We start from the raw sequence: 24,276 nt of genomic DNA, 5'->3' as shown, positions 1-24,276 counted from the left end.
TTTAGGCAGGGGCTGCACGATACGGTCGGAAGAAGTCGCGCAATTCTTGCGCGTACAGCTCGGGCTCCACGAACGGCGCGAAGTGCCCACCGCGCGGAAGTTCTTTTACACGAACGACATTCGCGACGCGGTCGAGCCACGCGCGGGGCGGATTCGTGAAGAGGTCACCCGAAAAGAACGAGAACCCTGACGGCACCTCGACGCGGCGGGCGTGCTGCTCCGAGGGAATGGACGCGTTGGCGTTGTACATACGCATCGACGAGCCGATGGTCTCGGTGAGCCAGTAGAGGGTGACGTTCGTGAGGATCTCGTCCTTGGTGAAATTACGCTCGATGTCACCGTTGCCGTCGGTCCACCCTCGCAGCTTCTCGACGATCCATGCGGCCAACCCGGCCGGGGAGTCGGTCAACCCGACGGCAGCGGTCTGCGGTTTCGTGCGTTGCATCGCAGCGTATGCACCCTCTGTACTGCCCCACGCGGCGGACCTGTCGAGAAAGTCCTGCTCCTGCGGTGACAGTTCGGCGCGGTCGCCGATGAACACGGGCAGTCCCGCATCCATACGATGGACGGCCACGACAGAGTCGGGGTGATCGAGTGCGAGGTACCGGCTCACGGCGCTGCCGATGTCGCCTCCGGCAGCCCCATAACGGGTGTACCCCAGAATGTGCATCAGCTCGGCCCAAAGAGCAGCGACCGCAATCGAATTCAAAGGGGTGCCTGCCGGTGTATCCGAATAGCCGTAGCCCGGCATGTCGGGCACGATGACGTCGAATGCATCGGCGGGGTCGGCACCGTGTGCGCCCGGATCGGTCAGCAGCGACACCACTTTCGAGTAGCGCCAGAACGAGTCCGGCCATCCATGGCTGAGAACCACGGGAAGAACCGGGCCCACAGGTGCCACTGCCCGCGCGTGCACGAAGTGGATGCCCAGATCGCCGACGTCGACCCGGAATCGAGGATGCTTCGACAGGGCAGACTCCTGCGCTCCCCAGTCGAATTCGTCGGACCAGTATTCGACGAGTTCACGAAGGTAACCGACGTCGACACCGAGTGACCACCCAGCATCGGCAGGACTGTCCGACCACCGTGTTGCGCGAAGTCGTGTTCTCAGGTCATCCAGCGCCGCAGCAATAGTCGTCGAAACGAATGGTTCAGGACGCGTCATGAAGGGGAGTCTACGTCCTGATGTGGCCGCGGTCAGGTGAGTCGGTGGGGGCAAGTGGTCATGTCCGCCGCTGTGCCGGAGCCAGTTTCGTCGCTACAGAGCTTCGGCCACTACCGAACGATTCGATACCGAAGAGGTCGAAGTCCTCGGCCATCCAGCTCGGCGGTAGGGGCCAATCGGATGGTCGGTCAGATAAGTTGTCCCGTCGGGAACTTCGTGCCGCATTCGTCATCGAGCAGCGCCACCGCTGTGCCGGCGGGACGCGGAACCGCAGCTGCCGAGCAATCCCGCCGTCCTCGGCGTCGACGTCGTCGTGCGAACACTCACGGCAGGCTGCGGTACGTCACGAAGCAGTCACGAGCTTCTCGGGCCTCGGTTATCTGCCCGCCAGATCGCTTTCGTCTCGCAACGCGGAGGTGTTGCGGTCGAGGGTTTTGCCCTCGAAGAATGCGGGATGGCGAAACCTCATGACGACCATCAGCACAGCACCGAGGACGAGGATGCCGAAGCCGAGGAAGAACACGAGTCCGATGCCGCCAATCGAGGCTCCGCTGGCGTTGTCGGGATTCATGCTCTCGCCGAGTGATATGACGAAAACGGCGAGCAGCATGAGGCCACCGAGAAGTGGAAACAGGAAGCGGAAGACGGTGTTACGGACGCTGTCGAACAGCCTGCCGCGGAAATACCAGATGCAGGCAAAAGCCGTGATGCCGTAATACCAGCAGATCATGATGCCCAGGGCCGCGATGGTGTCGATCAGAGTGCGCTCGGACAGGAATGTGACCACTGTGTAGAACCCTGCGGTGATGGCCCCTGCGACGACGGTTGCGTAGGAAGGCACCAGGAAGCGAGGTGACACTTCGGCGAACTTCTTGGGGAAGGCACCGTAGGAACCCATCGCCAGCATCGTTCGCGCAGCCGGAAGGAACGTGGTCTGCAAACTCGCCAGTGAGGACACCAGCACGGCCAGGAACAGCAGCAGCCCGCCCCATTTGCCGAGCACCGGGTCGGCCAGAGAGCCGAAGACGTTCTCGGCGTTGTCCGGGTTACCCAGGCCCAGGCCGTCCTCGCCTACCCCTGCGTACATCATGGCGGCCACCGCGACGAGTAGGTAGGTGAGCAGAATGGTTGCCACGCAGAGCAACCCGGCGCGGCCGGGCGTCGTCTTGGGGTTCTTGGATTCCTCGCCGAGCGTCAGGCACGTATCCCAACCCCAGAAAGCGAAGATGGATCCCGTGAGTCCGATGACGAACGCACCGACGGCCACGCCGGTGAACGGGTTGAACCAGTCCAAGTCGAAAGTGACCTCGCCCGGGGCGTCTCCTGCTCCGACATGAATCAGCGCAACGACGGCGAAGACGACGAGAAGCACCATCTGAAAGCCGACCGTGACGATCTGCAGCTTTTCGCTCGTGGTGATGCCTCTGCTGGCGATCCAGGTGGCCGCTGCGATGAACACCAGCGTCGTACCGACATTGACGAACTTGTTGCCCGGTAGATCGGCGATCGACGGTGTGTCGAACAACTTCGCTATGAACAGATAGAAGAACTGCACCGCGATGGCCGCAAGGTTGGACAACACGATGATCGTCGCAATCACCATGCCCCAACCGCACATCCATCCGACGTAAGGTCCGAATGCTTTGGTCGACCACGTGAACGACGCGCCGCAATCGGGAGACTCGGAGTTCAGCTCGCGGTAGGCATAAGCGGTGAGAAACATCGGAACGAAGCCCGCGATCAGGATTGCCGGCATCTTCAGGCCTACGGCAGCGACGATCAGACCGATACTTGCCGTCAGAGTGTAACCCGGTGCGACAGAGGAGATTCCGAGTATCGCACCCGAGAAGGTGCCGACTGTGCCTGTCGCCAGCCCCTTGGCGCTGACTTCACCGGCAGTGGGCGAGGGCCCGCTTGCGTTCTTGCCCATATTCGAGCCTTCCGTCGACGGATTCATGATTCGAACTCCTGCTTGGGGACGACCACCATGGGAACGGGCAGGACGCGAAGCATCTTCGCGGCCGTCGAACCGAGAAAGAGTCGGCGCGGTTGGGCAAGGCGGCTGGAGCCGACCATGACGAGGTCGCCGTCCTGCCAGTCGAGCGTCCGCACCGCAGACTCGACGGACGATCCGTCCGCGATGGTCACCGATATCGGAAAGTCGTCCGGCAACGTGGATTTCGCTTCGTCCACGAGGGCACGTGCGTGCGCGACGGCACGGTCACGCGCGCTGTCGTAGCTGTCCCGGGCATCGCGAAGATCGTTGCGGGGGTCGAGCGCAACCAGGGACACGAGCCGCAGTGGAGTGTGCATTCTCTCGCAGGTGCGTACCGCCGTCCGCAGCAATACATCCGCTCCCGTCCTGGTTCCGAGTGCGCAGGTCACCTGACGAATCTCCCGAGCGGACGAGTGCCGGGTGCCGCGCGGCGCGAGTGCAAGCGGCACGTGTGCCGAATGCAGCAGTTCGGTCGAGACCGAGCCGACGGAATGCCGTCCGAGCAGGCCGTCTCCGGACGCACCCACGACGATGGCCGAGGCCCCCAGCCGAGCCACCTCGTCCAGCAGTCCCTGGGCGAACGAGTCGTTGAAACTCGCGTGCACGGCGACCTCGATGTCGGACGGCACCAACGATTTCGCCTCGTCGAGCCAGCCTTGCGCTCGTGTGACCAGGACGTCCTCGTAACCGGTTTCGGCGGGGACTCTGGACGCAACGGTGCGGTCCGGCGGTAGAACCATGCAGATGTCGAGTTGAGCACCCAGGCTGCGGGCGAGCTGCACCCCGAGGGTAAGACCGTCCTTACCGCTGGGGGTGGCGAGATAACCGACTATCAAGCGCATGGGGACGGCTCCTTCGTTTCGATCGAACAGGTAGAGGTAGTGCTGAAATGGTCACTCCGCAGGCTTCGCTCCTGCATGAAATAGTCACTCCGCAGGCTTCGCTCCTGCGAATCATCGGCACCGAGACAGGGCGAGCGACAGCTCTGCGCTCACCACGCACACTTGCGAATTGCTCAGCCCTTCCACGCTGTGGAGTTCACCGACCATCTGGGCCAATCGTTCGACGGAATTGGTGTGCACAGACTGCCACGCTGCAACGGCGTCGGTAGCAGATTCGGTGTGTACCGCCTCGGACAGGACCTGTTCGGTCATGTTGTGCCAGTGCTCACGAATCGCATCGACCAGAATCGCGCTTGCCATGGCGTCCCAGTAGTCGGCTCCGCCGGAGGCGACAGAGGAGCGTTCCACCAACCGGTCGAGACCCACGACGCGGCCGAATTCGAGATACGTCTGCGCCACGTGCGCTATCGATCGGTTGAGCGACCGGGTTGTCGTCTCCAATGCGAATGCCTCGGAGAGGAGTAGAAGTGTGTTCTGATCGACGACGAGATCGCCGGTCAACTCCGGCAACGATGCTCGGAGTTCACGTACCGGCCGCGTGAAGTGTTCGATCGTCTCCAGAGGCGTCGCTTGTTCGTCGCGGTTCCGCAACAACCACGACGTGGTCCGCTCGATCAGATCCTGAACACCGAACTGCAAAACCAGCCTGGTGCTCTGCGGGATTCCAGGTAGATCGGCAACGACGTCCCACAGGTGGTCGATGTCGAAAACCTGGCGCACGACGGCATACGCGACCGCGATATCGGCAGTGCTCACGCCCAGCCTTTCCTCCAGCCGGTGAATCATGCCGGGCCCGACGCGGTCGATCATGTGTCCGGTCACGACGACCGCCACGATCTCCCGGGCCAGTGGATGCCTGCGAATGTGGTGGGGAACCAGGACACGGATCGATTCTGGAAAATAGCCGGCGAGTACCCCGTCGAACACCGGGTCGTCCAGTAGGGGAGAGGCGAGCAATTCGGTAGCCACCAGGTTCTTCGACTGCGCCAACAGCACCGCGATCTCGGGCCGAACCAGTCCCTGCCCCAAGCGATGTCGAGCCCGCAACTCGGCAGGCGAGGGAAGAACCGCAGCGACTCGACTGATTCCCGCGTCGCGTTCGAGGTTGTCGATCAACCGTTCGTGCCGGCCCAGCAGGAACGGCGCGTGGGCCTCGGCGAGGCTGATCGCCAGGGTCTGCGATGCAGCCTCTGCAAGCACCGACTCGGCAACCTCGTCCTGAACCTGGGACAGCGCTCTGTTGCGCTCGGTGACGGACAGCTCGCCGTCCGCGACGGCCGCATCCACCGCGATTTTCAGATTCACCTCTCGATCGGAGGTTGCGACGCCCGTGGCGTTGTCGATGAAGTCGGCGTTGACGCAACCCCCGGCAAGGGCGAATTCGATTCGAGCACGCTGCGTGAGGCCGAGATTGCCACCCTCGCCCACCACCCGGGCCTGCAGTTCGGACGCGTCGACGCGAACGGAATCGTTGGCCGGATCGGCGGAGTCGGAGTGCCCCTCGGTCGAGGCCTTGACGTAGGTGCCGATCCCTCCGTTCCACAGTAGATCCACCGGGGCAGTGAGCAGCGCCTCGACGAGTGCGTTGGGGGAGAGGGAGCCGACATCGATTCCGAGTCGTGCCTGCATCTGCGGTGACAGTTCGATGGACTTGACCGAACGGGGCCACACCGCACCGCCCGGCGACAGTGCCCTGGTGTCGTAATCTGCCCAGCTGCTTCCAGCGATCGCTGCCAGCCGTTCCCGTTCGCGGTACGAGACCTCGGGGTCCGGGTTCGGATCGAGCAAGATGTGCCGGTGATCGAACGCGCCGACGAGTCGGATGGCGTGGCTCAGGAGCATGCCATTGCCGAACACATCACCCGACATGTCTCCGATACCGACCACCGTGAACGCATCGGTATCGACGTCGATACCCTTCTCGGCGAAGTGGCGTCGTACCGACAGCCACCCGCCGCGTGCGGTGATTCCCATGGTCTTGTGGTCGTAGCCCGCCGAGCCTCCCGAGGCTAACGCATCCCCGAGCCAGAAGCCTCGGCGGACTGCAATGCTGTTGGCGAGATCGGAGAATCGCGCAGTCCCCTTGTCGGCGGCGACGACGAGATACGGGTCGTCGCCGTCGCGGATCACCGTGCGCGTCGGATGCACCACCACCCCGCCGTCGACGACGTTGTCGGTGACATCGAGCAGTGCCTCGATGAAATCGGTGTAGGCGTTGCGGACACCTTCGGGAGTCGTCTCCGTTCGAACCACGAAAGCGCCTTTGGCACCCATCGGCACGATCGGTGAATTCTTGACGTGTTGCGTCTTCATCAGATCGAGTACTTCGGTGCGGAAATCGTCGTGCCGGTCCGAATGACGCAGGCCCCCGCGAGATATCGCACCGCTCCGAACGTGACTCCCCTCGACGATCGGCGAGTGCACGAAGATTTCGCGGTACGGGGTGACGGCCGCAGAGAGGGACAATCGTGCCGGGTCGATCTTGAACGCTGCGGGTGGGGCGCCTACCGTGCGGTCGTGCTGAAACCAATTGGTGCGCAACACTGCCGAGAGGAAAGAACGCAGTCCTCGTAACAAGCGATCCTCGTCGAGTGCCGAGGTGCGCTCGACAGCGGTGTCGAGAATGCCCTCGGCGGCAGCCGACAGCCTGTCGCGGTCGGTCACGTCGGGATCGAATCGTGCATGGAAGAGTGCGCAGAATCCTCGGACGAAGTCGCTGTGCCGCAGCAGTATCGAGACCACAGTGGGTTCGGACAGCTCCAGCCCTACCTGGCTGAGATAGCGGGCTGCGGCGCGAACGAGAACGGCGTCGGTGAACGGGATGGACGCCGATGCGATGAGGCGAGTGAAGCCATCGACCTCGAGATCGCCCGATGCGGCGGCCTCGAATGCAGCCCGCAGCAGGTTCGGAGTTGCTGCGGACCAATCGATTTCATCGGTACTGAAACCGAATCTGTGAACGAAGGCGTCGCTGTCGTCGCCCGAGGGCAACAACTCGTGGTTCGCCACACGCAGCCCGAGATCGGCGAACAATGCGACCAGATCGGCGAGAAGTGGAGCGCGACGCTGCCACTCCAGGATGGCAACGGGCATCTGTTGGTCCGCAGTGTCGATGAACCGCAGCCGCACACCGCTGTCCTCCCGGACTGCACCGGCACTGCTCATTTGTTTCTCCTGACCATGCTCGACGAGGGTGAGGCGACGCTCACTGTCGGCTAAGTCTGGCTGAACGAGACGCACGACACAGCTGACGAAATGAACAGCCGAAGTCCCCCGACCGCTCCATTCCGGTCCTTGTGCTGCTTCATCACCCGTTTCGCAGCGCCTCGTCGATTCGTGCTCCCACGGCGGCGGCACCGGCCGAGGTCATGATCGTGCCGGCATGGTCCAGTTCCATCATCGGGGTGATCGAGGTCAGGTCGAGCGCATCGATGTCTTCGGGCGAGTACATCGGTGCCGAGTTCTCCCCAACGCTCCACTGCGCGTGCAGGAATCGAATCGGCATCGTCAGTTCTCGGAACCGTGAGTCGCCGAAGAACACATCCTCGGCGTCGGAGACGACTGCCTCGGTCGACAGCCGCACCGACCCGTCGACCAGATCGTGTTCGGCGTACGTCCGCAGGAGTGGATCCGCCGGGTCGAGAAGCGGCAGCGACGTCGACACCAAGAAGTCGACGTATTCGTCGACGGCGTCGAAATGCTTCTGAGTTCGAGCAATTCTGTCCGCGAACACAGCTCCGACGGTCTCGCGGGTGAGACCGTCGGGCGGTGCCACCGGAACGCCTCCGTCGACGAGAACGAGACTCTTCACTCGAGATGGATACCGGGCCGCGAACTCGACTGCCACGAATCCACCCATGGACATTCCGCACACGTGCGCAGCGTCGAGTCCAAGGGCATCCATGACGGCGTCCAGGTCGTCTGCGTGCCGAGCGAGCGACGACGGCCCCGTGACCTCGACGCTGTCACCCCTGCCGCGCAGATCCGGTGCGACCAGTGTCAGGTGCGGCGACTCCGCCCGCAACCAGCCCCACAGCATGCGTTGGCTGGACACGCCGTGCACCACGAGGACGGGCTCACTGGTGCCGGTGTGTATTTCGACGACGAGATCTCCGCCGGGTACAGGTACTCGATCGATGGTCATGGTGCCGACAGTATGGGAAGCCGGCTCCAGTGGGGATGGATAAGAACCCCATTGAGAACGTCGAAATGTGGATGGTTCATCTTTACCGCGGGAGCGGCGCTGAGTCGAGGGCCAATCTCAGCTCGGTCCGAAACGCTCCGTACGGATGTTCGCCGGCGAATGTCCCCGCGCCACCAACATGTCCGCGACCGTGTCGACGAAATTCGTGGGCCCGCAGATGTAACATCTCGGCTCGAATTCCGCCGGCCACCCGTGAGCGTCGATGTCTTCCAACGTGATTCGACCGAGTGGCCGTGTGCTGCCGGCAGGAGCACGCCGCGTGTGGATCATCGTGACGTCCACTCCCGCCGGAGGGTGAGCCCACTCGTCCGCGAAATAGACCTCCGCGGGTTCGCGCACGGAGTACAGCACCCGGAAGGGCACCCGTCCGCCCGTCGCGGACGCCTGTGCGCGAACCATGGCGCGGAGCGGGACGATGCCGGAACCGCCACCCACCAACAGAACCGGGGGAGACGGGGTCTCCGACGGTTGGGACGGCCGCCAGACGAACCATCGGCCCACCGGCCCTCGAATTTCGATGCGATCGCCGACCTCGACCGACTCGACCAAGTAGGGCGACACCTCGCCGTCCGCGACGTTCTGGACCGATATCTCGACGCGCGACGTGCCGTCGGGTGCCGAGGCCAAGGAGTAGCTGCGCTGTGCGCTGTAGCCGTCCTCGGCAGTGAGCTTGACGTCCACGTGCTGCCCGGCGAGATGGCCGGGCCAACCGTCGACGTCGAGAACAAGGGTGGACGCAGTGGGTGTCTCACGCCGCACGGCCGCCACCGTGGCGACGAGCCAGGGTTTCGCTCCGGCCGTCACAGCCACGTCAGTCGCCCTGGTAGCGCTGCTCGCGCCACGGGTCGCCGTAGTCGTGGTACCCACCGCGCTCCCAGAAACCTTGTTCGTTCTCCAGGGTGAGCTCGATGCGCGAGATCCACTTCGCCGATTTCCAGAAATACAGATGCGGAACGAGAAGCCTTGCGGGACCGCCGTGTTCGCGAGTCAGGGGAGCGCCGTCGAACTCGGTGACCAGCCAGGCCTTCCCGTCCCGGAGGTCTTCGAGGGGGAGATTGGTGGTGTAACCGTCGAAGCCGTGCACCACGACGTACCCGGCATCGGTGTCGAGACCGTCCAGCAGAACGTCCAGGCTCACGCCCTTCCATGTGGTGTCGAGCTTCGACCACTTGGTGACGCAGTGAATGTCGACGGTCGGAGTCTCGTGTGGAAGTGCCGCGAATTCGTCCCAGGTCCAACTGCGGGTGTCGCCCCGTTCGGTGGTGACCGAGAACGACCAGGCGTCGGTCGCGACCACGGGCGCAGGCCCGATCGCGAGGACGGGAAAGTCCTTGGTCAGATACTGACCGGGGGGAGTGCGCCCGTCGTCGCCGCGCCGTCGGCCCACGAAGCCCTTCGAGATCAGTGCCATGGTGAAGAATTGTGCGCTCGTTGTCGGGAGTCTGACAAGTCGGGTGACGGTGTCGGCTACCTGCGTTTCGGCGGGAGCGCGCGGGATCGATGTGGAGTTCGCTGTGCTTCGTACCGGTACGGTCGAGGTGTGGACACTTCTATCGTCGACGCACCATGTGGTGCGGCATGAGTATTTCCGCCGACGACCGTGCATTTCTGGCGCGTGCTGTGGATCTGGCGGCGGCCGCAGTGCGTACGGGCAACGATCCGTTCGGTTCGGTGCTGGTGTCGGGTAGCGGTGAAGCGCTTGCGGAGGACCGCAATCGCGTCGGCGATCGACACGATCCCACCCAGCACCCCGAGATCGCTCTGTCACGGTGGGCTGCGACCAATCTGAACCCCAGTGAGCGACGATCGTCGACGGTATACACCTCCGGTGAGCACTGTGCGATGTGCGCGGCGAGCCACGGAATCGTTGGGCTCGGACGTATCGTCTACGCCACCTCGACAGCCCAATTGCTCACGTGGCTGGAAGAATTCGGTGCTGCGCCGCTCGCGATCACGCCGCTCACCATCACACAGGTCGTGCCGGGAGCAGTGGTCGACGGGCCGGTCGCCGAGTTCAGCGACGCTGTCCGTGAGTTGCACAGGCAACGTCACACGTCCACGGCGTAGCGAAGGTGAGCGAAATCGGCGAAGGCCGCCGAACGAGAACGTCGACAACGGCACTCGTGATGACCGGTGGTATCGGTGTTGCACTCGCGTGGCTCCAGTGTCTTCTGATCCGTCAGCAGTTCGCGGTGGGATTCTGGGTCGTCGTCGTGGCCGTCGTGGCCACCTGTCTCGTCGCGTCCGATGCCAGAAAGCATGTAGCCGTAGGAACTTCGCTCGGTGCAGTGACCGTGGTCGCTCAGGTCGCCTGGTTGGTGACGCCCTTTCACGCGCTGTGGGTCGTGAGCGCAACTGCGGGGACTGCGCTCGGGTTCTTTCTGCTCGGATCGGCGTGGGCGGGCTCCTCGGGTAGCACTCGCCGGGTGATTCTCGCCGTACCGGCCGGCCTCGCGGCCTCGATTGCGTTGGTGGTTTCCGCAGTGACGATCATTACGGCCGCCAGTCCGGCACCGCTGGTTCGAGCGCTGCAGGCCCTGGGGGACAGCAATTCTTTCGCTCCTGCCGGGCCGACAGCGACGTCGGTAGCGAACGGGGCAGGTCGCACCAGTGACATCGAATACGGCTCGACGCTTCCCAATTCGTTTCTCGACATCTACATCGCCGACAACGATCCGTCGGTCAGCCGTCCCACGTACGTCATGGTGCACGGCGGGGGATGGATAGCGGGGGACAAGGCAGACGGTGATTCCGAACTCGGGACGGACAACCCGTACTTCGCGTCGGGGGCGGGCCCCGTACTCGTTGCCGGTTTCAACCTGGTGTCGGTGAATTATGCCTTCGCACCGGAATACCGTTTTCCCACACAGACGATCCAGCTGGGTGAGGCTCTACAGTTCTTGGAAACGAACGCCGACCGATACGGCTTGGACATGAGCCGCGTCGTGCTCGCCGGAAGCAGCGCGGGTGGTCAGATCGTGGGTAGCTACGCCAATGTTCGGACCAACCCCGACTACGCACGTGCGCTGGGCATCGAACCCACGATGGATCGAAGCGCTCTGAAGGCCTTGGTGTTCGACAGTGCAGTCCTCGATGTGGGGCGGGCCGGCTCGCCGCAATCTCCGAGTCCGTCGAACGGCTTTCTGTATGACATAGGTGCGCGCAGCTACCTCGACACCACCGATGCCGATTGGCTGGCGCGCGCAAACGTCACGAAGAACGCCACCTCCGACTTCCCGCCGAGCTTCATCGCCGACGGAAACACCGGCACGTTCCCCGATCAGGCGGCCGAACTGAGCGCGAAGCTGGACAGAATGGGCGTTGCCAATCGCTTGAATCTGTACAGCAAGAACGAGGCGGCCCTCCCGCATGCGTTCATGACCACGGGCTCGCAGTGGACCGAGGAGTACAACCGGCTCAGGATCGAGTTCCTCCGCGGCATCGTCGGATAGCAGAGCAGTCGCTGACGCACTCGACTGGCCGCTACTGCACTGGCAACCGCAGCTGGTCGACGGACCCGGAAACGGCGGCCAACCGGAGTTTCGTTTCGTCTTCCGATCCGGGGGCGGCTGTCATGATGACGATTTTCAGCTCCGCGTCTCCGTCGGTGAGTACGTCGCAGTCGACGGTGATCGGTCCGACGGTCGGATGGTGGACCACTTTGTGATCCTCGCGATGTGAACCGACAGCACCGACCGACCACAGAGACTCGAATTCTGTACTGCCGGTGCGTAATTCTTCGATCAGACCTCTCAGTCTCGAGTCTCGGGGAAACCGCCCGGTGGCCCGCCGAAGGTCTGAAACGACTGCCGCGCGGACCGACCCGTCGCCGCCGGACGGCGTCACCGGCCATGCGGACATTCCGGGTGCATCCGTGCCGACGGGGAAACAGTCACGAGCGAAGTTTCTCTTGGAGTACGAGACGGTCGACGGATCACCGACCAGCGCAGCCCAACTCCGGTTCCACCAGAGCAGTTGCCAATCGGCGGCGAAGACGGCAACCGCACCCTCGTAGAGTCGGCCGACAACCCGCCTGACCCCAGGCGGGATGTGGTCGGAGATAGTCCCGTCGACCGGCGGAATGTGGCCGGCCAAGCGGTAGAGATGGTCTCGCTCGGGAAGAGTCAGCTGAAGAGCCCGCGCCAAGGACGACACCACCTGCACCGACGGTGTCGTCGCTCGTCCCTGTTCGAGCCGCACGACGTAGTCCACGGAAATGCCCGCGAGATCGGCGAGGTCTTCGCGTCGGAGCCCCGTGGCCCGTCGAGATCGTCCGGTCGTCAGTCCGACAGCATCGGGTGAGAGTCGATCACGCCACGATCTGATCGTCGCGCCGAGTCCGTCCGTTGTCGAGGTCACGACTCCATTGTCACTCTTCGAGCGGGTGTGAGGGTGGTACCGATTGTCCTACCGTCCAGGCGTGCCTGGAACACGCGCCGGTCGACCTGAACACTGGGGGCATGACCATCACATTCATCACCGGAGCAAACAAGGGCCTCGGTTACGAAACCGCGCGCCGACTGATCGATCAGGGCCACACCGTGATCCTCGGAGCACGTGACGCCGAGCGGGGTAGGAATGCCGCAGCAGCGTTGGGTGCTCGGTTCGTTCGGATCGACGTCACCGATGCCGAATCCGTCGCATCGGCAGCGGCGGACGTGGAACGGCAGGAGGGGGTTGTCGACGTACTGATCAACAACGCGGGCATTCCCGGACCGCACAGCGCCGTCGAAGAACTGACCGCCGAGGATGTGCAGTCGGTACTCGATGTCAACGTCCTCGGAATCGTCCGCACCACAACAGCATTCCTTCCACTACTGCGCCGCTCCACCGATCCCGTCATCGTCAACGTCAGCAGTGGAATGGGTTCGTTCGCGGCGACACACGATTCGTCTCGCGTCGAATCCAGCGTGATTGCTCCGGCCTACACCGCTTCGAAGTCGGCTGTCACGATGTTGACGACGCAGTATGCCAAGGGCCTGAGCGACATTCGCATCAATGCCGCCGATCCGGGCTACACCGCAACCGAATTCAACGGAAACAGCGGGCCGCAGACCGTCACCGAGGGGACCGACGCCATCGTGCAGCTCGCCACCGAAGGGCCCGGCCACGGATCCGGGCGGTTCATCGACCGCCACGGAACCGTCAGCTGGTGAGCCGGTTATCGGTGATTGCACCGTCTGGGCGGTTCTCCCGTGCCGCGATCGCTTCGAGTGCACGGAATCCGGTACCCGGGTGACGTAGCCTGTCGGGCTCAGGCAGTTCACCGGTGTTCGGACGACTGCGCCGACAGACGTGCCACCTCAGGAAATGAGAAGAACGATGAGCACCAAACCTCCACTTCTGTTGCTGCACGGAGTGACGATGTCGGCTCGAGCGTGGGACACCGTCGCACCACTGCTCGCGAGGAACTACGACCTCCTCGTCCCGACCGCAGCGGGTCATCGCGGTGGACGTCGTCTCGATCACGCGAGCATCGGTGCTCTGACCGATGTGACAGAGCAGCTGCTCGATGATCGTGGTCTCGACACCGTGCACATCGCGGGCAATTCGATGGGAGGGTGGATGGGTATCGAGCTCGCTCGCAGAGGCCGGGCCCGTTCGGTGTGCGCGCTCTCGCCCGCCGGTTTCTGGGAGCCCGACGCCGATCCGGGTAAAAGTCGGGCGACGTTGATCCGAACCAAGAAGCTGGCCGACGCCACCAGCTCACTGATGCCGCCGCTGATGAGGTTCGGGTTCGTTCGCCAGCTCGCCATGCGTGATATTGCGTTGCGCGGCAAGCAGATGACGCACCAGCAGGCTGCCGCATCATTCGAAGACCTCGTCGGATGCGATGCGGCTCACGACCTGTTGAACACCCGCGAGAGCGTGGCACCGTTCACCGAAATGCCATGCCCCGTCACCGTGGCGTGGTCGAGTGGAGACCGCATCTTCCCGCCCGAACATTTCGTCCCTGCGGCCCGTCAGAGGCTACCCGGGGCGCATTTCGTCCCGCTGGCAAACGTCGGCCATGTGCCGATGATCGACGATGCGGCACTGGTGGCGAAGACGATCGAGGAGTCCATCGTCGGTCGTTGACCACAAGAATCAGGCCGTCGGCTCCAGGGCGTCGGCGAGCATGTGCATCGCTGCGGTGGTGGAAAGCGAACGCACACTTGCCCTGTCACCGGGCAGTCGAAGTGTCCGGGTGACGGTCGGCTGATCGCGGACGGCAATCGCGAAGCATACGGTGCCGACGGGCTTGAGTTCGGTGCCACCGCCGGGGCCCGCGATGCCACTGGTCGAGACAGCGATGTCGACGCTCACCCGGTTCAACGCGCCCTCCGCCATCAGTGCAGCCACCGGTTCGCTCACGGCTCCGTGCTGCTCGATGACCTCGGCTGGAACACCGAGAAGCTCGGTCTTCGCTTCGTTTGCGTACGACACCACCGCGCCGATCACATATGCCGACGACCCGGCACGGTCGGTGAGACGCGCGGCGATCATGCCGCCCGTGCACGATTCTGCCGTTGCGATGCGACGGCCCGTCAAGCGACGCGCCACGATGTCGTCGATAGTGGATCCGTCGGTCGAAAAGACCTGTGAGCGATAGTGTTTCTCGACAAGTGCTGCGACGTCGGAGTATGCGGCCGCCGCTGATTCTGGATAGCGCGTCACCATTTCGAGTTCACCGAGACGCAGGCAGGTGGTGATCTCGAGGTCGCCGAATCCCGCTACCTCGCGCTCCGCTGTTCGTAAGGTCGCCGCGAGGTCGGCCTCCGACAGACCGTACGCGCGGATGGTGTCCTGGCGAACCGCGGTACTCCTGGCCAACACTCGCGAGACCGGCGCTGTCTGGACAGCTTCGGGCCACATGGCCTGTAGTTCGCGCGGTGGGCCCGGCAGAATCAGAACCGCAGGCAGCATCCCGGAGTCACTCGCTGGTATCGCGACGCCGGGAGCAGTGCCGGTCGGCGAAATGGACTGCGCGCCTTCCGGAACCATGGCTTGTTTGCGGATGCCCGCGAGAAGGGGCTCCGAATCGGGCGAGGAACTCAGGCGACTCCGCCAACGCTGAACGATTGTGTTGATGCGCTCCTCGAGTTCGACGTCGAGCCGAAGTTCTCGACCGTACAGCGCGGCAACGGTCGCGACCGTGAGATCGTCGGCGGTCGGCCCCAACCCGCCAGTGGTGACGATGAGGTCCATACGCTGATCGGCGAGGAAGCGAAGTTGTGCGGTGAGATCATCGGGCCTGTCCCCGCACACGGTGATGTGGGCGACGTCGACGCCCAGTTCCAAGAGACGTTGGGCGACCCATGGGCCGTTCCTGTCGGACACCCGACCCGAAAGAACCTCGGTTCCCGTGACCACAACACCTGCTCGCACTGACATTCTTCGACTTTACTGTCACCGGGTTCGAGTGGACTCGTGACGGTGGTTCGATCGACACCGAATCCGGGGCCGCGGTGAGTTTCCGTACCGACGGCAGTCGATACCGGCGACATCGTGCATCTCGAACATCGGAGAACATCATGACCACGACGACCACTCCTGCAACCACGTCACGTACCGCTGCGCGCGTCGGCTGGGTCCTCACCGGCCTGCTGGCGCTGTTTCTGATCTTCGATATCGTCGGCAAATTGCTGAATGTGCAGCAGGTGAAAGACGCGACGGTGGAATTGGGGCTGCGCGACGAGATGACGCCCGTCATCGGCGTCGTGCTACTGGTGTGCTTGGTGCTGTACGTGGTGCCGCGCACCGCATTTCTGGGTGCCGTTCTCCTGACCGGCTATCTCGGTGGTGCCGTTCTCACCAACTGGCGGGTCGACAAGCCGCTCTTCAGCACGGTCCTGTTCGCGGTCTACGTCGGGATTCTTGCATGGGGTGCGCTGTACCTACGGGATCCGAAGGTGCGTCAGGTCATGCCGATAGTGCGGTAGCGAGACGCCGCCTGTCGACATATGAAAGGGTCAGGACAACGGATTCAGACCCGACGTGACGGGACCCTCCAACACGGAGCCGTCGGCAGCGAAACGCGAACCGTGCAGCGGGCAGTCCCAAGACTTTTCGGCATCGTTCCACGCCACGATGCCGCCGAGGTGCGGGCACACCGCAGACACGCGGTGGGTGACGCCGTCGACGGTGCAGACAGCCTTCGGTGCGATGCCGGGCTCGACGTGGCCCTGACCCTCGACCAGTGGGGTTTTCGAGCCCCCGGTGATCGGCTTCGCCCATCCTTTCGTCATGTTCAGTCCCACGTTGGCATTGATACGGATCGCGTCGACGATGCCGGTGAGTTGGCGCAGATTCCAGCTGTCGTACGCGCCGGCCCAGTCGGTTCGACCGCCGAACGCCCGCTGTGCAAGAACGAGCGCGGACGCCGCGGCGTTCGTCATTCCCCATTTGTCGTACCCGGTGGCGACCCAGATGCGATCGTCGCCGGGCAGCAGTGGTCCGGCGTACGGCAGCGCGTCGATCGACCCGTAGTCCTGCGCGGACCATCTGTATCGTCGTCGGGCTCCGGGGAAGTTCTCTGCGGTCCATTCGTCGAGGTCGTTCACCTGTGCCTGCGGAGAAGACTCGCGCCCGACGACGTGATCGTTTCCACCGATGAGGAGTAGATCGCCGGCCGGGGTGGGCGCGTACCGGATCGATCGGCTGGGGGAGTCGGCCGAGAGGTACATTCCGCGTGGAACGTCGCCGTCGATCTCGTACGCGGCGGCATACGACCGCATCGGTTCCATTCGAGCGAAGAATGCACCGCGATCGAGAATGGGTGTGCCAGTGGCCAAGACGACCCGCGACCCGCGGAGTGGACCCTGATCAGTCTTGACGTCGACGTGACGAAGCCTTCGTCTCACACCGAGTGCTCGGGTGCCTTCGGTGATGTCCGCACCCGCGCTCGAGGCGTCCTCGGCCAGGGCAATGAGGGCGTCCATCGGATCGAATTGAGCTTGGTCCGGAACAGACACGGCACCGGCGACATCGAAGGGAAGTTCGGTGTCGGTGCCGTAGGAGGCGTTCAGTCCGGCACCGAGAGCGACGCGCAATTCATCGCGAACGGCGGTGAGACCGGAGCTGGTCGTGGCGTACGTGTACGCCGTCTCGCGTTGGACCGCTATACCCCGCTCCGCGCAGTATTCGAGCAGCCATTGCTGCCCAGCAGTGTTGCCCTGCACGTAACGCCGCACCTGCTGGTGCGAATGTTTCGACGCTATCGACGACAGCTTCGTGCCCTGCAGAACACTGATCTTGGCTGTCGTGTTTCCCGTCGCGACGGCACCGATCGTGCGGGCTTCGAGCACCGCGACGCGTTCTCCGGCTCGTGCGAACAGCAGGGCGGTGACCAAACCTGTGAGTCCGGCCCCGATGACCACGGTGTCGTACTTCTGTCTGAAATCGATCGCGCGGTAGGGCGTGCGGTCGGGTCGGTCGAGCCAGAGTGAGTTGGGCGGCATACAACCGAGTTCCCGCCTTCGTCGTCGCGAAACCCGGCAAAACCAAGAGGCAGTGCGCCGTCGTCAGTGAACGATGTCGCCGGGCGGACGCGCAAGAGCGACGCAATTGCGGCCGTTGCGTTTCGCGCGATACAAAGCCTCGTCGGCGGCGGCGAGTGTTCGGTCGAACACGGTGCGGGTGGAGCGTGGATCCACCTGTGGCAGTGCGGCACCGACGCTGACGGTGATCGGGATGTCGTCTGCGACGTTATGGACGGCCTGTCGAAGGCGCTCGGCGAATTCGCCGAGCGTCGGCGTCGGATCCGGGACGAGGACGACGAATTCGTCGCCGCCCAGTCGTGAGACCGTCGCGTGTCGGCCGGCGCTCATGGTCAATCGCATTGCCGTCAGCCTCAACGCGACATCGCCCGCGGAGTGGCCGTGGTGGTCGTTGACGGCTTTGAAGTGGTCGATATCGATCAGCAACAAGGCCGGACGAACGGGGTCGTTGCCGGCACCGACTGCTCTGGCTTCCAGGCCTCGCCGGTTCAGCACTCCGGTCAGTGGGTCGGTCATCGCGTCGGACAGATGAACCCGAGAGGAGTGGAGTACTGCTCGTGAGAACGCCGACAGCAGCGTGACAGCGCCGTTGATCACCGTGATGGCCACGACGACTCGGAGGACGACCGATACGGCGTCGGTAGGGGTCTTCGCCAGCGCTGAAGATCCGAGTACGAGCATGTACACCGTGCTCCACCCGACGTGGAACCAGATCACTTTCGGTCGAGCGAAGTGCGCGGCGTACGCACCGACCAGTGCGAGAAGCATCGCACCCTGAAGCGCTGCTAGAGGATCAGCGTAGGTTGCCGTCACCACGGTGACACCGAGTTCGCAATACACGACGAACCAGTTGTTGACGGGTGCGCGGCGAGACCACCAGTCCATCCCGAATTCGGCTTTGCTCATGATCCGGGCGACGGGAATCGTGCTGATGCACACGGCGTAGGTCAGTACGGTGCCGAGTCCTTCGGTGGGGCCGTCCTGCGTGAACGTGGTGCCGATGCCGAGCAGCCCGAACAGCAGAGTCTGAACGACAACCCCCGTCCGCAGCAGCGGGTCGGGTGTCTCGTCGTTCGCCCGCATGCCGGCCGGTCGCTCGGTGGGCGCACGTCTTGCCGGTGAGTCCCGATGTCTACCCACCGAAACCGTCTCGTGTCATGTCCGATCGCCAGCGCAGACTGGCTCGGACTGCCTCCCCGACACGGTCGGCGAGGTCGGCGGCGAGTGGCTCGGAGTGGTGAAACGTAGTCGCCTGTTTCGGTTTCGACAACCGGGCCGCTTCGAGCTTCGGTACATGCCCGTCGATGCCCAACCGGAAGGCACTGTCCGGAGTCATTCGAGTCGAGGGTATGCGTTCGGCGTTGCGCGGAACCGCCGAACAGTCGATGGTGAGCAGCGATCGATCCGGGCGCGCGAACGTTTGCTTGTCGGCAAGCGCAACATACAGTCCGTCGTTCGCCTCGGCGCGCGTCGCCAGTCGTGCGACGACCCGTCGAATACGCTGCTGGCACTGTGTTCGGTCCGACGACACGACCAGCTCGGCACCCGGGACGGCAGATCGTGTGCTGCGCGCCGACTCCGTCAAGGACGTCCAGATTGCGTCGTCGTCCTCACCGAAATATGTTCGCAACAGCCAGAGTTCGGAGCTGCTCGCGCCGTCGGGCATGGTGATCCAATCCGAGAACTGTGGGGTGCACCGAACGTGCGGTCAGGCGGAGGGGACAGCCCGGAGCTGCACGGGCACAGTATCGACGAGGAAGGCCAGCTGATCTCCGATCACCGAGGAGAACAGCGGCTCCACGTACGGGTCGAAATGACCGCCTACGTAGGTTCGAACCGTCGCACCGCGAACTTTCGCCGCGGCGCGTTGTGCGACGGACGCCGGGGTCACTGTGTCTTCGGACGCAATCTGCACCAAAGTGGGGCAGTCGATACGTGACATCGTTCTCCCGGGGGAGTAGCGCCAGATTTTCAGAAGGATTCGTGCAGCGACGGTTTCGGGGTAGTCGCCGTCGGACAGTCCGGACTCGAGGACGAGACGGTCACGCCCCTTCATCGCGTCGGGCGAGACCATCACGGCTCGTTGGCCGGGTAGTCCGACGCTGTCGACGTAGCGCGGCGATCGGCCGAGGGCAGCGCGCACAGCGTCGGACATGGCGGCCGGTGCCAGCCGCACAGCCTGTCGCAATCCGGTTGCGCGAACGGCAGCAATGCCGTCGATGTGAGGTACCTGGGCGATGACGGCTGCGAATCGAACCCCGTTGCCCGCCAACGTCAGTACGTGGCCACCGGCGAACGACGTCCCCCAGCCGACGACCCGATTGTCGTCGACTCCGTCTAATGCGCGAGCGAAGTCGACTGCGTTTCGCCAGTCGGTGAGCTGTTCGTTCACGTCCAACAACTGGCGCGGTTCGCCCTCGCTGTCCCCGAAGAACCGGTAGTCGAAGACGCACACCACGTAACCGGCCGCGACGAAACGCTCCGCGTAGGCGTACAGGCGCATGGCTCGGGGACTACCGAACCCGTGGGCCATGACAATCACCGGCAGACGGTCGGAGGCCGGGCTGCGTGGCCGGAAAACCGTAGTGGCGCAACGAACTCCGTTCGAGTGGAATGACGTCTCGGTACGGGTGAAACCGGTGTGGTCGTCGGTGATCATGCCATTGTTCCTCTGTTCAGCAAAGACTGTATGGATCGAGACTCGCTACTTGAAGGGGTTGAGTGTCCGGCCGAGGTAGTACCCGATACGTGTCGGAATCGGTTTGGCTGCAACAGCAGTCGCTTTGTTGACCAACCCGGGCACGCACACCGGAGTGCCGTTCTCGACCGCGCGCCATCCCTCGCGAACGACGTCCTCGGGGTTCTGCCACAGGATCGAGGGGAGCTTGGATGTGGCCGCCTCCCTGGTTCCCATGACGTCGTGGAACTCGCTGTGCGTGAAGCCCGGGCAGAGCGCGGTGACGTGAATGCCGTGGGGACGCAGCTCCATGTCGAGTGACTGCGACACGTCGAGTACGTAGGACTTGATGCCGGTGTACAGCAGACTGGCTGCGGGCGGAAGGAGGGCCGCCAGCGACGAGAGGTTGACGATGCGTCCGTATCCTCGCTCTTTCATGCCAGGAACAGTGAGGTGAGCAAGTTCGGTCACCGCCGTGATCATCACCTGGATCTCCGCGGCCAGCGACTCGAATGGAGCGTCGGCGAACTTCGAATTCCCCGACATTCCAGCATTGTTGACGAGTATGTCGATGTCGACACCCAGGGCTCGCGTGCGCTCCATGATCGCGCGGGGAGCGTCGCGATCGGCCAGGTCGGCGGCCACCACGTCGCACCGCACGCTGTGGCGCGTGGTGAGCTCGTCTGCCAGTGCAGTCAACCGATCCTCGCGACGGGCTACCAGAACGAGGTTGTGTCCCTCGGCGGCGAGGTGACGGGCGAAGGCCGCGCCGATGCCTGCGGATGCGCCGGTGATCAGGGCTGTGCGTCCGGTGTTCGACATCTGCCACGTCTCCATCTCTTGAACGGTCATCAAGAACGGTAGCAGAGTCTTGAATGGCATTCAAGATAAACTCCGGGACATGCCCAAGAATCGCGGACTACACGACAGAGAGAGCAAGCGCGACGACATCGTCGCCGCTGCCCGCGAGATGTTCGTATCCGACGGTTTCGAGCGCGCATCGATCAGCCGTCTGGCGAAAGCTGTCGGGATCACCCCGAACACCGTGTACTGGTACTTCGACGACAAGGACGACATCCTGGTCGCAGTGCTGACCGCTATCGCGGCCGAGGACGCGGCAGATTATGCGACCGTCGCGGATCGATCCCTGGCCGACCGTTTGGTCTGGCTCGTGGAGCAACTGCAGAGGGTGGGCCCTCTGGTATCGACGGTGCACGACCGAGTTGCCAAGTCGGCAGCAATCGAACACTGGCACAACGGTTTCCACCACTTCGCGGAATCGTTGTTCGCTTCCGATATCGAGAAGGCTGGACTGTCCGGGTCCGAAGCCGATGCGATGCTGCGCATCGGGACGTTCGTCGTGGAGGGATTGCTGACGCACGCCCCGGCTCCGGAGGTCGTCCGTTCGGTGATCGATCGATTGGTCGCGACCATACCGCCTGTTTCGCGTACCAGCTCTACCGAATGACTCTGGTGCGCTGTGGATCTCGTGGTCAGTCGGTCAGCAGGCCGATCTCGGCAACTGTCAGGTCGGTCCGCGGGTCCCGCCACACGGCCGTTCCGTCGCGCACCACCGGCAGGAGCAGTCGCTTCTCCTGGATCGGCCACTGGATGAACGGGTAATAGCCTGCGAGTTCGCCCTGCACCGAGTCGGCAACGACGACCGTGGCCTCGGCGAGCGTTTGATCGATATGCAACGCGCCGAACGAAAAGCCTCGGAACTGCTCGAGGGCGGGCCTCCGGTGATGCGGGACGGGTTCGAGCCCGACATGGCAGTGCCCGGTCTCCATCAGTGCGATCGTCCATTCCGACCGCTCGATGTGCTGTTCGCTGCCGTGCTTGCGGCAGTACAGATCACGCCCCACGGCACCGCACGCGTCGACGATCCGAGTGGGTGCGCCGTGACCGGAGTCCGGGACGAACGGAAGACGCCACTCCTCGACGCATTCGAAAGCCTGCCATTCCATCGCTTCAGGCTGGCATACGAGCGCGCTGGGGCGATACCGAATTATGTTCGGCCGCCCCGCAGACCCGCGGCCCTGAAACCCGGTGCTCCCCCTCGAAGAACAGTAGGTGAGATGAGCCGCTGACGTTCGTCGATCAGACCGTCAACAAGGATTTCACTGCGAGCAGGTCCACCTGACGGATGGTCGGCGGCTCGGCCAGAAGCTCCTGCTGGCGTTCGCGGAGGGACTTCACAATGCTGCCGTGCAGGTGGTCCTGTCGGCCGTCCTCGTCGGGGAACGTGTCGTAGATCGCGAACGTGTGCTCGCTCAACTTGATTGCGTACCAGGTTGTGGTGCCCGGCTCGTCGATTGCGTGCGCGTGCATCTCGGTGAGCCAGTTTTCCAGGGCGTCTGCCGTGTCGGGTTTCGCGGTGAGGGTGACCAGGAGTCCGACGTTGCGGGGTGCGACGCGAATGGTCGTCGGCGGGGCCGGACGGGGACCGGTCGTCGCGGCGGGCCGAAAGGCCGCGCCGGGATGGTCGTCACGCAGACGCGGCTGCCCCAGCACGAGTTCTCGCAGGGAGGTGGCCTCGGTTCGGTTGGTGTCGGGAATCAATCCGCGGCGACGGAGTTCGGGGGTGATCAATTCACCGAAGTCGCGGAAGGTTTCGAAGTTGGTGACGCGAGCGATGTTGAAGCCGTCGACGTCGGCGATCTCGATCCACTCCTCGAAGTGATCGACGATCGTCTTCGGTGAGCCCACGATGCTCGCGCTCATGCCGCCCACGCACAGCCACTCCGCCAGTTTGCGTGGTGTCCATACCAATTCGCTGTCGACCCGAGTGAGCATGTCGCTGAACGCACGGATGCCGTCGCCTCGGAACTGGTCCAACGGCTTGTCGGGGTCGGCTCCCGAGAGATCGACTCCGGTCCATCCGCCCCACAGTGCCAGAGCGGCGTCGACCTGGGCGTGCTTCTGAACCTGCAGCAGTTTTTCGTGCGCGGCCTCGTCGGTCTCGGCGACGATGGGAGTGAGCATCATGATGATCTTCAGGCTTCGCGGATCGCGTCCCTGCTCGGCGGCCAACATGCGGTACTGGTCGACGATGGGGCGAACGTCGTGGGGGTTGACTCCGACGAGGAAGACCGCTTCGGCGTGCTTGGCGGCGAACTTGCGCCCCCGGGCCGACGCCCCGGCCTGGAACAGGAACGGCGTGCGTTGCGGGGACGGTTCGCCCAGATGCGCACCGGGAACGGTGAAGTACTTACCGGCATGGTCGATGTCGTGCACCTTGGACGGCTCGGTGTAGACGCCACGAGCGCGGTCGCGCACCACCGCGTCCTCTTCCCACGAGCCCTCCCACAGCTTGTAGCAGACCTCCATGAACTCGTCGGCGATCTCGTACCGCTCGTCGTGCGAGATCTGCTGCGTCAGGCCGAGATTGACTGCCGCGCTCTGCTGGTAGGACGTCACGACGTTCCACGCCACCCGGCCTTTGGTGAGGTGGTCGAGTGTCGTCATGGTCTTGGCGAACTTGTACGGCAGCTCGTAGGTGGACGAGACCGTCGCACCGTAACTCAGCGTCTTCGTCGCCGCGGCCATGGCCGAGATCGTCAACAGCGGATCGGCTACGGGTGCCTGCGCAGCGGTACGCAGTGCGGCGTCTCGGTTGCCGCCGTACACGTCGTAGAACCCCAGGACGTCGGCCAGGAAGAGGATGTCGAAACCCGCCGCTTCCAGCGTCTGGGCCAATTCCACCCAGTACTCGATGTCGGTGTAGCGGTGAGTCTGGTCATCGGCGTCGGTCCACATGCCGGGGTTCTGGTGCACCACGCACGCCATGTCGAAAGCGCTCAGTACCAGCTGCTTGCGTGCGGTGTCGGGCCCTGCGTTCATGTTCGGCTCT

The 24,276-nt window shown here is 63.8% G+C and carries 21 protein-coding genes and 1 pseudogene; 6 read left to right on the top strand and 16 right to left on the bottom strand.

Annotated elements, in window-relative coordinates:
- Window position 1 precedes the first annotated feature (1 nt).
- The 7 genes from AB0P23_RS13285 to AB0P23_RS13255 all read right to left on the bottom strand — a co-directional run bounded on the left by AB0P23_RS13285 (window position 2) and on the right by AB0P23_RS13255 (window position 9,678).
- The gene (locus tag AB0P23_RS13285; RefSeq protein WP_032373003.1) at window positions 2–1,165 is read right to left on the bottom strand and encodes an epoxide hydrolase family protein; all 1,164 of its coding nucleotides are present in this window, start codon (window positions 1,163–1,165) and stop codon (window positions 2–4) included.
- A gap of 376 nt (window positions 1,166–1,541) precedes the next feature.
- Window positions 1,542–3,095, bottom strand: a complete 1,554-nt coding sequence (locus AB0P23_RS13280; RefSeq protein ID WP_032373107.1) for an APC family permease — start codon at window positions 3,093–3,095, stop codon at window positions 1,542–1,544.
- Window positions 3,096–3,118: 23 nt separating this feature from the next.
- Complete coding sequence (locus tag AB0P23_RS13275; protein WP_032383907.1) at window positions 3,119–4,003, bottom strand: universal stress protein; 885 nt, start codon at window positions 4,001–4,003, stop codon at window positions 3,119–3,121.
- Window positions 4,004–4,114: 111 nt separating this feature from the next.
- Window positions 4,115–7,228 (bottom strand): NAD-glutamate dehydrogenase domain-containing protein, encoded by a 3,114-nt coding sequence (locus AB0P23_RS13270; protein WP_052061682.1) that lies wholly within the window; start codon window positions 7,226–7,228, stop codon window positions 4,115–4,117.
- A gap of 142 nt (window positions 7,229–7,370) precedes the next feature.
- Window positions 7,371–8,207 (bottom strand): alpha/beta hydrolase, encoded by an 837-nt coding sequence (locus AB0P23_RS13265; protein ID WP_032368836.1) that lies wholly within the window; start codon window positions 8,205–8,207, stop codon window positions 7,371–7,373.
- A 117-nt stretch (window positions 8,208–8,324) separates the two neighbouring features.
- A complete protein-coding gene (locus tag AB0P23_RS13260) occupies window positions 8,325–9,077 on the bottom strand; it encodes a ferredoxin reductase (RefSeq protein WP_032368837.1) in 753 nt (250 codons plus the stop codon).
- 1 nt (window position 9,078) lies between these two features.
- Window positions 9,079–9,678 carry a sulfite oxidase-like oxidoreductase gene (locus AB0P23_RS13255; RefSeq protein ID WP_032368838.1) on the bottom strand — a complete coding sequence of 200 codons (600 nt, stop codon included), beginning with the start codon at window positions 9,676–9,678 and terminating at the stop codon, window positions 9,079–9,081.
- Between the two features lie 167 nt (window positions 9,679–9,845).
- On the opposite strand from AB0P23_RS13255, the gene AB0P23_RS13250 reads away from it, so the two are divergent.
- Entirely contained in the window at window positions 9,846–10,334 is a 489-nt protein-coding gene (locus AB0P23_RS13250; protein ID WP_032373001.1) for a nucleoside deaminase, read from the top strand.
- 5 nt (window positions 10,335–10,339) lie between these two features.
- The gene (locus AB0P23_RS13245; protein WP_155289471.1) at window positions 10,340–11,719 is read left to right on the top strand and encodes an alpha/beta hydrolase; all 1,380 of its coding nucleotides are present in this window, start codon (window positions 10,340–10,342) and stop codon (window positions 11,717–11,719) included.
- A 31-nt stretch (window positions 11,720–11,750) separates the two neighbouring features.
- Here the strand turns inward: AB0P23_RS13245 and AB0P23_RS13240 are convergent, their stop codons facing one another.
- Window positions 11,751–12,626: a helix-turn-helix transcriptional regulator gene (locus AB0P23_RS13240; RefSeq protein ID WP_032373000.1), complete on the bottom strand. Its 876-nt coding sequence runs from the start codon at window positions 12,624–12,626 to the stop codon at window positions 11,751–11,753.
- A gap of 101 nt (window positions 12,627–12,727) precedes the next feature.
- Here AB0P23_RS13240 and AB0P23_RS13235 point away from each other — a divergent pair, with 101 nt between their 5' ends.
- On the top strand, window positions 12,728–13,423 hold the full coding sequence (locus tag AB0P23_RS13235; RefSeq protein WP_045842025.1) for an SDR family NAD(P)-dependent oxidoreductase: 696 nt from the start codon (window positions 12,728–12,730) through the stop codon (window positions 13,421–13,423).
- Window positions 13,424–13,589: 166 nt separating this feature from the next.
- A complete protein-coding gene (locus AB0P23_RS13230; RefSeq protein ID WP_032372998.1) occupies window positions 13,590–14,345 on the top strand; it encodes an alpha/beta hydrolase in 756 nt (251 codons plus the stop codon).
- A 9-nt stretch (window positions 14,346–14,354) separates the two neighbouring features.
- On the opposite strand, the gene AB0P23_RS13225 is transcribed toward AB0P23_RS13230, so the two are convergent.
- Complete coding sequence (locus tag AB0P23_RS13225) at window positions 14,355–15,641, bottom strand: competence/damage-inducible protein A (RefSeq protein WP_363797815.1); 1,287 nt, start codon at window positions 15,639–15,641, stop codon at window positions 14,355–14,357.
- Between the two features lie 140 nt (window positions 15,642–15,781).
- Here AB0P23_RS13225 and AB0P23_RS13220 point away from each other — a divergent pair, with 140 nt between their 5' ends.
- Entirely contained in the window at window positions 15,782–16,189 is a 408-nt protein-coding gene (locus tag AB0P23_RS13220) for a DoxX family protein (RefSeq protein ID WP_032364793.1), read from the top strand.
- A gap of 30 nt (window positions 16,190–16,219) precedes the next feature.
- Here the strand turns inward: AB0P23_RS13220 and AB0P23_RS13215 are convergent, their stop codons facing one another.
- The 5 genes from AB0P23_RS13215 to AB0P23_RS13195 form a co-directional block, all read right to left on the bottom strand.
- Complete coding sequence (locus AB0P23_RS13215; RefSeq protein WP_032372996.1) at window positions 16,220–17,707, bottom strand: FAD-dependent oxidoreductase; 1,488 nt, start codon at window positions 17,705–17,707, stop codon at window positions 16,220–16,222.
- A gap of 63 nt (window positions 17,708–17,770) precedes the next feature.
- A complete protein-coding gene (locus AB0P23_RS13210) occupies window positions 17,771–18,829 on the bottom strand; it encodes a GGDEF domain-containing protein (protein WP_032372995.1) in 1,059 nt (352 codons plus the stop codon).
- A gap of 49 nt (window positions 18,830–18,878) precedes the next feature.
- Window positions 18,879–19,412 (bottom strand): hypothetical protein, encoded by a 534-nt coding sequence (locus tag AB0P23_RS13205; protein WP_032372994.1) that lies wholly within the window; start codon window positions 19,410–19,412, stop codon window positions 18,879–18,881.
- 42 nt (window positions 19,413–19,454) lie between these two features.
- Window positions 19,455–20,405 (bottom strand): alpha/beta hydrolase, encoded by a 951-nt coding sequence (locus tag AB0P23_RS13200; protein ID WP_045842023.1) that lies wholly within the window; start codon window positions 20,403–20,405, stop codon window positions 19,455–19,457.
- A 45-nt stretch (window positions 20,406–20,450) separates the two neighbouring features.
- Window positions 20,451–21,245: an SDR family oxidoreductase gene (locus AB0P23_RS13195; RefSeq protein ID WP_032364794.1), complete on the bottom strand. Its 795-nt coding sequence runs from the start codon at window positions 21,243–21,245 to the stop codon at window positions 20,451–20,453.
- A gap of 79 nt (window positions 21,246–21,324) precedes the next feature.
- Between AB0P23_RS13195 and AB0P23_RS13190 the strand changes: the two genes are divergently transcribed.
- Window positions 21,325–21,891, top strand: a complete 567-nt coding sequence (locus tag AB0P23_RS13190) for a TetR/AcrR family transcriptional regulator (protein WP_032372992.1) — start codon at window positions 21,325–21,327, stop codon at window positions 21,889–21,891.
- Between the two features lie 25 nt (window positions 21,892–21,916).
- On the opposite strand, the gene AB0P23_RS13185 is transcribed toward AB0P23_RS13190, so the two are convergent.
- Window positions 21,917–22,390, bottom strand: coding sequence for a hypothetical protein (locus AB0P23_RS13185; protein WP_032372991.1), 474 nt, complete (start codon window positions 22,388–22,390; stop codon window positions 21,917–21,919).
- A 478-nt stretch (window positions 22,391–22,868) separates the two neighbouring features.
- Window positions 22,869–24,266 (bottom strand): annotated as a pseudogene (locus tag AB0P23_RS13180) (LLM class flavin-dependent oxidoreductase); the annotation flags it as partial.
- Window positions 24,267–24,276 lie beyond the last annotated feature (10 nt).

Source organism: Rhodococcus sp. NPDC077669 (assembly GCF_040686915.1).
GTDB lineage: Bacteria > Actinomycetota > Actinomycetes > Mycobacteriales > Mycobacteriaceae > Rhodococcoides > Rhodococcoides fascians.
This window is presented reverse-complemented; position numbering and strand designations above follow the sequence as displayed.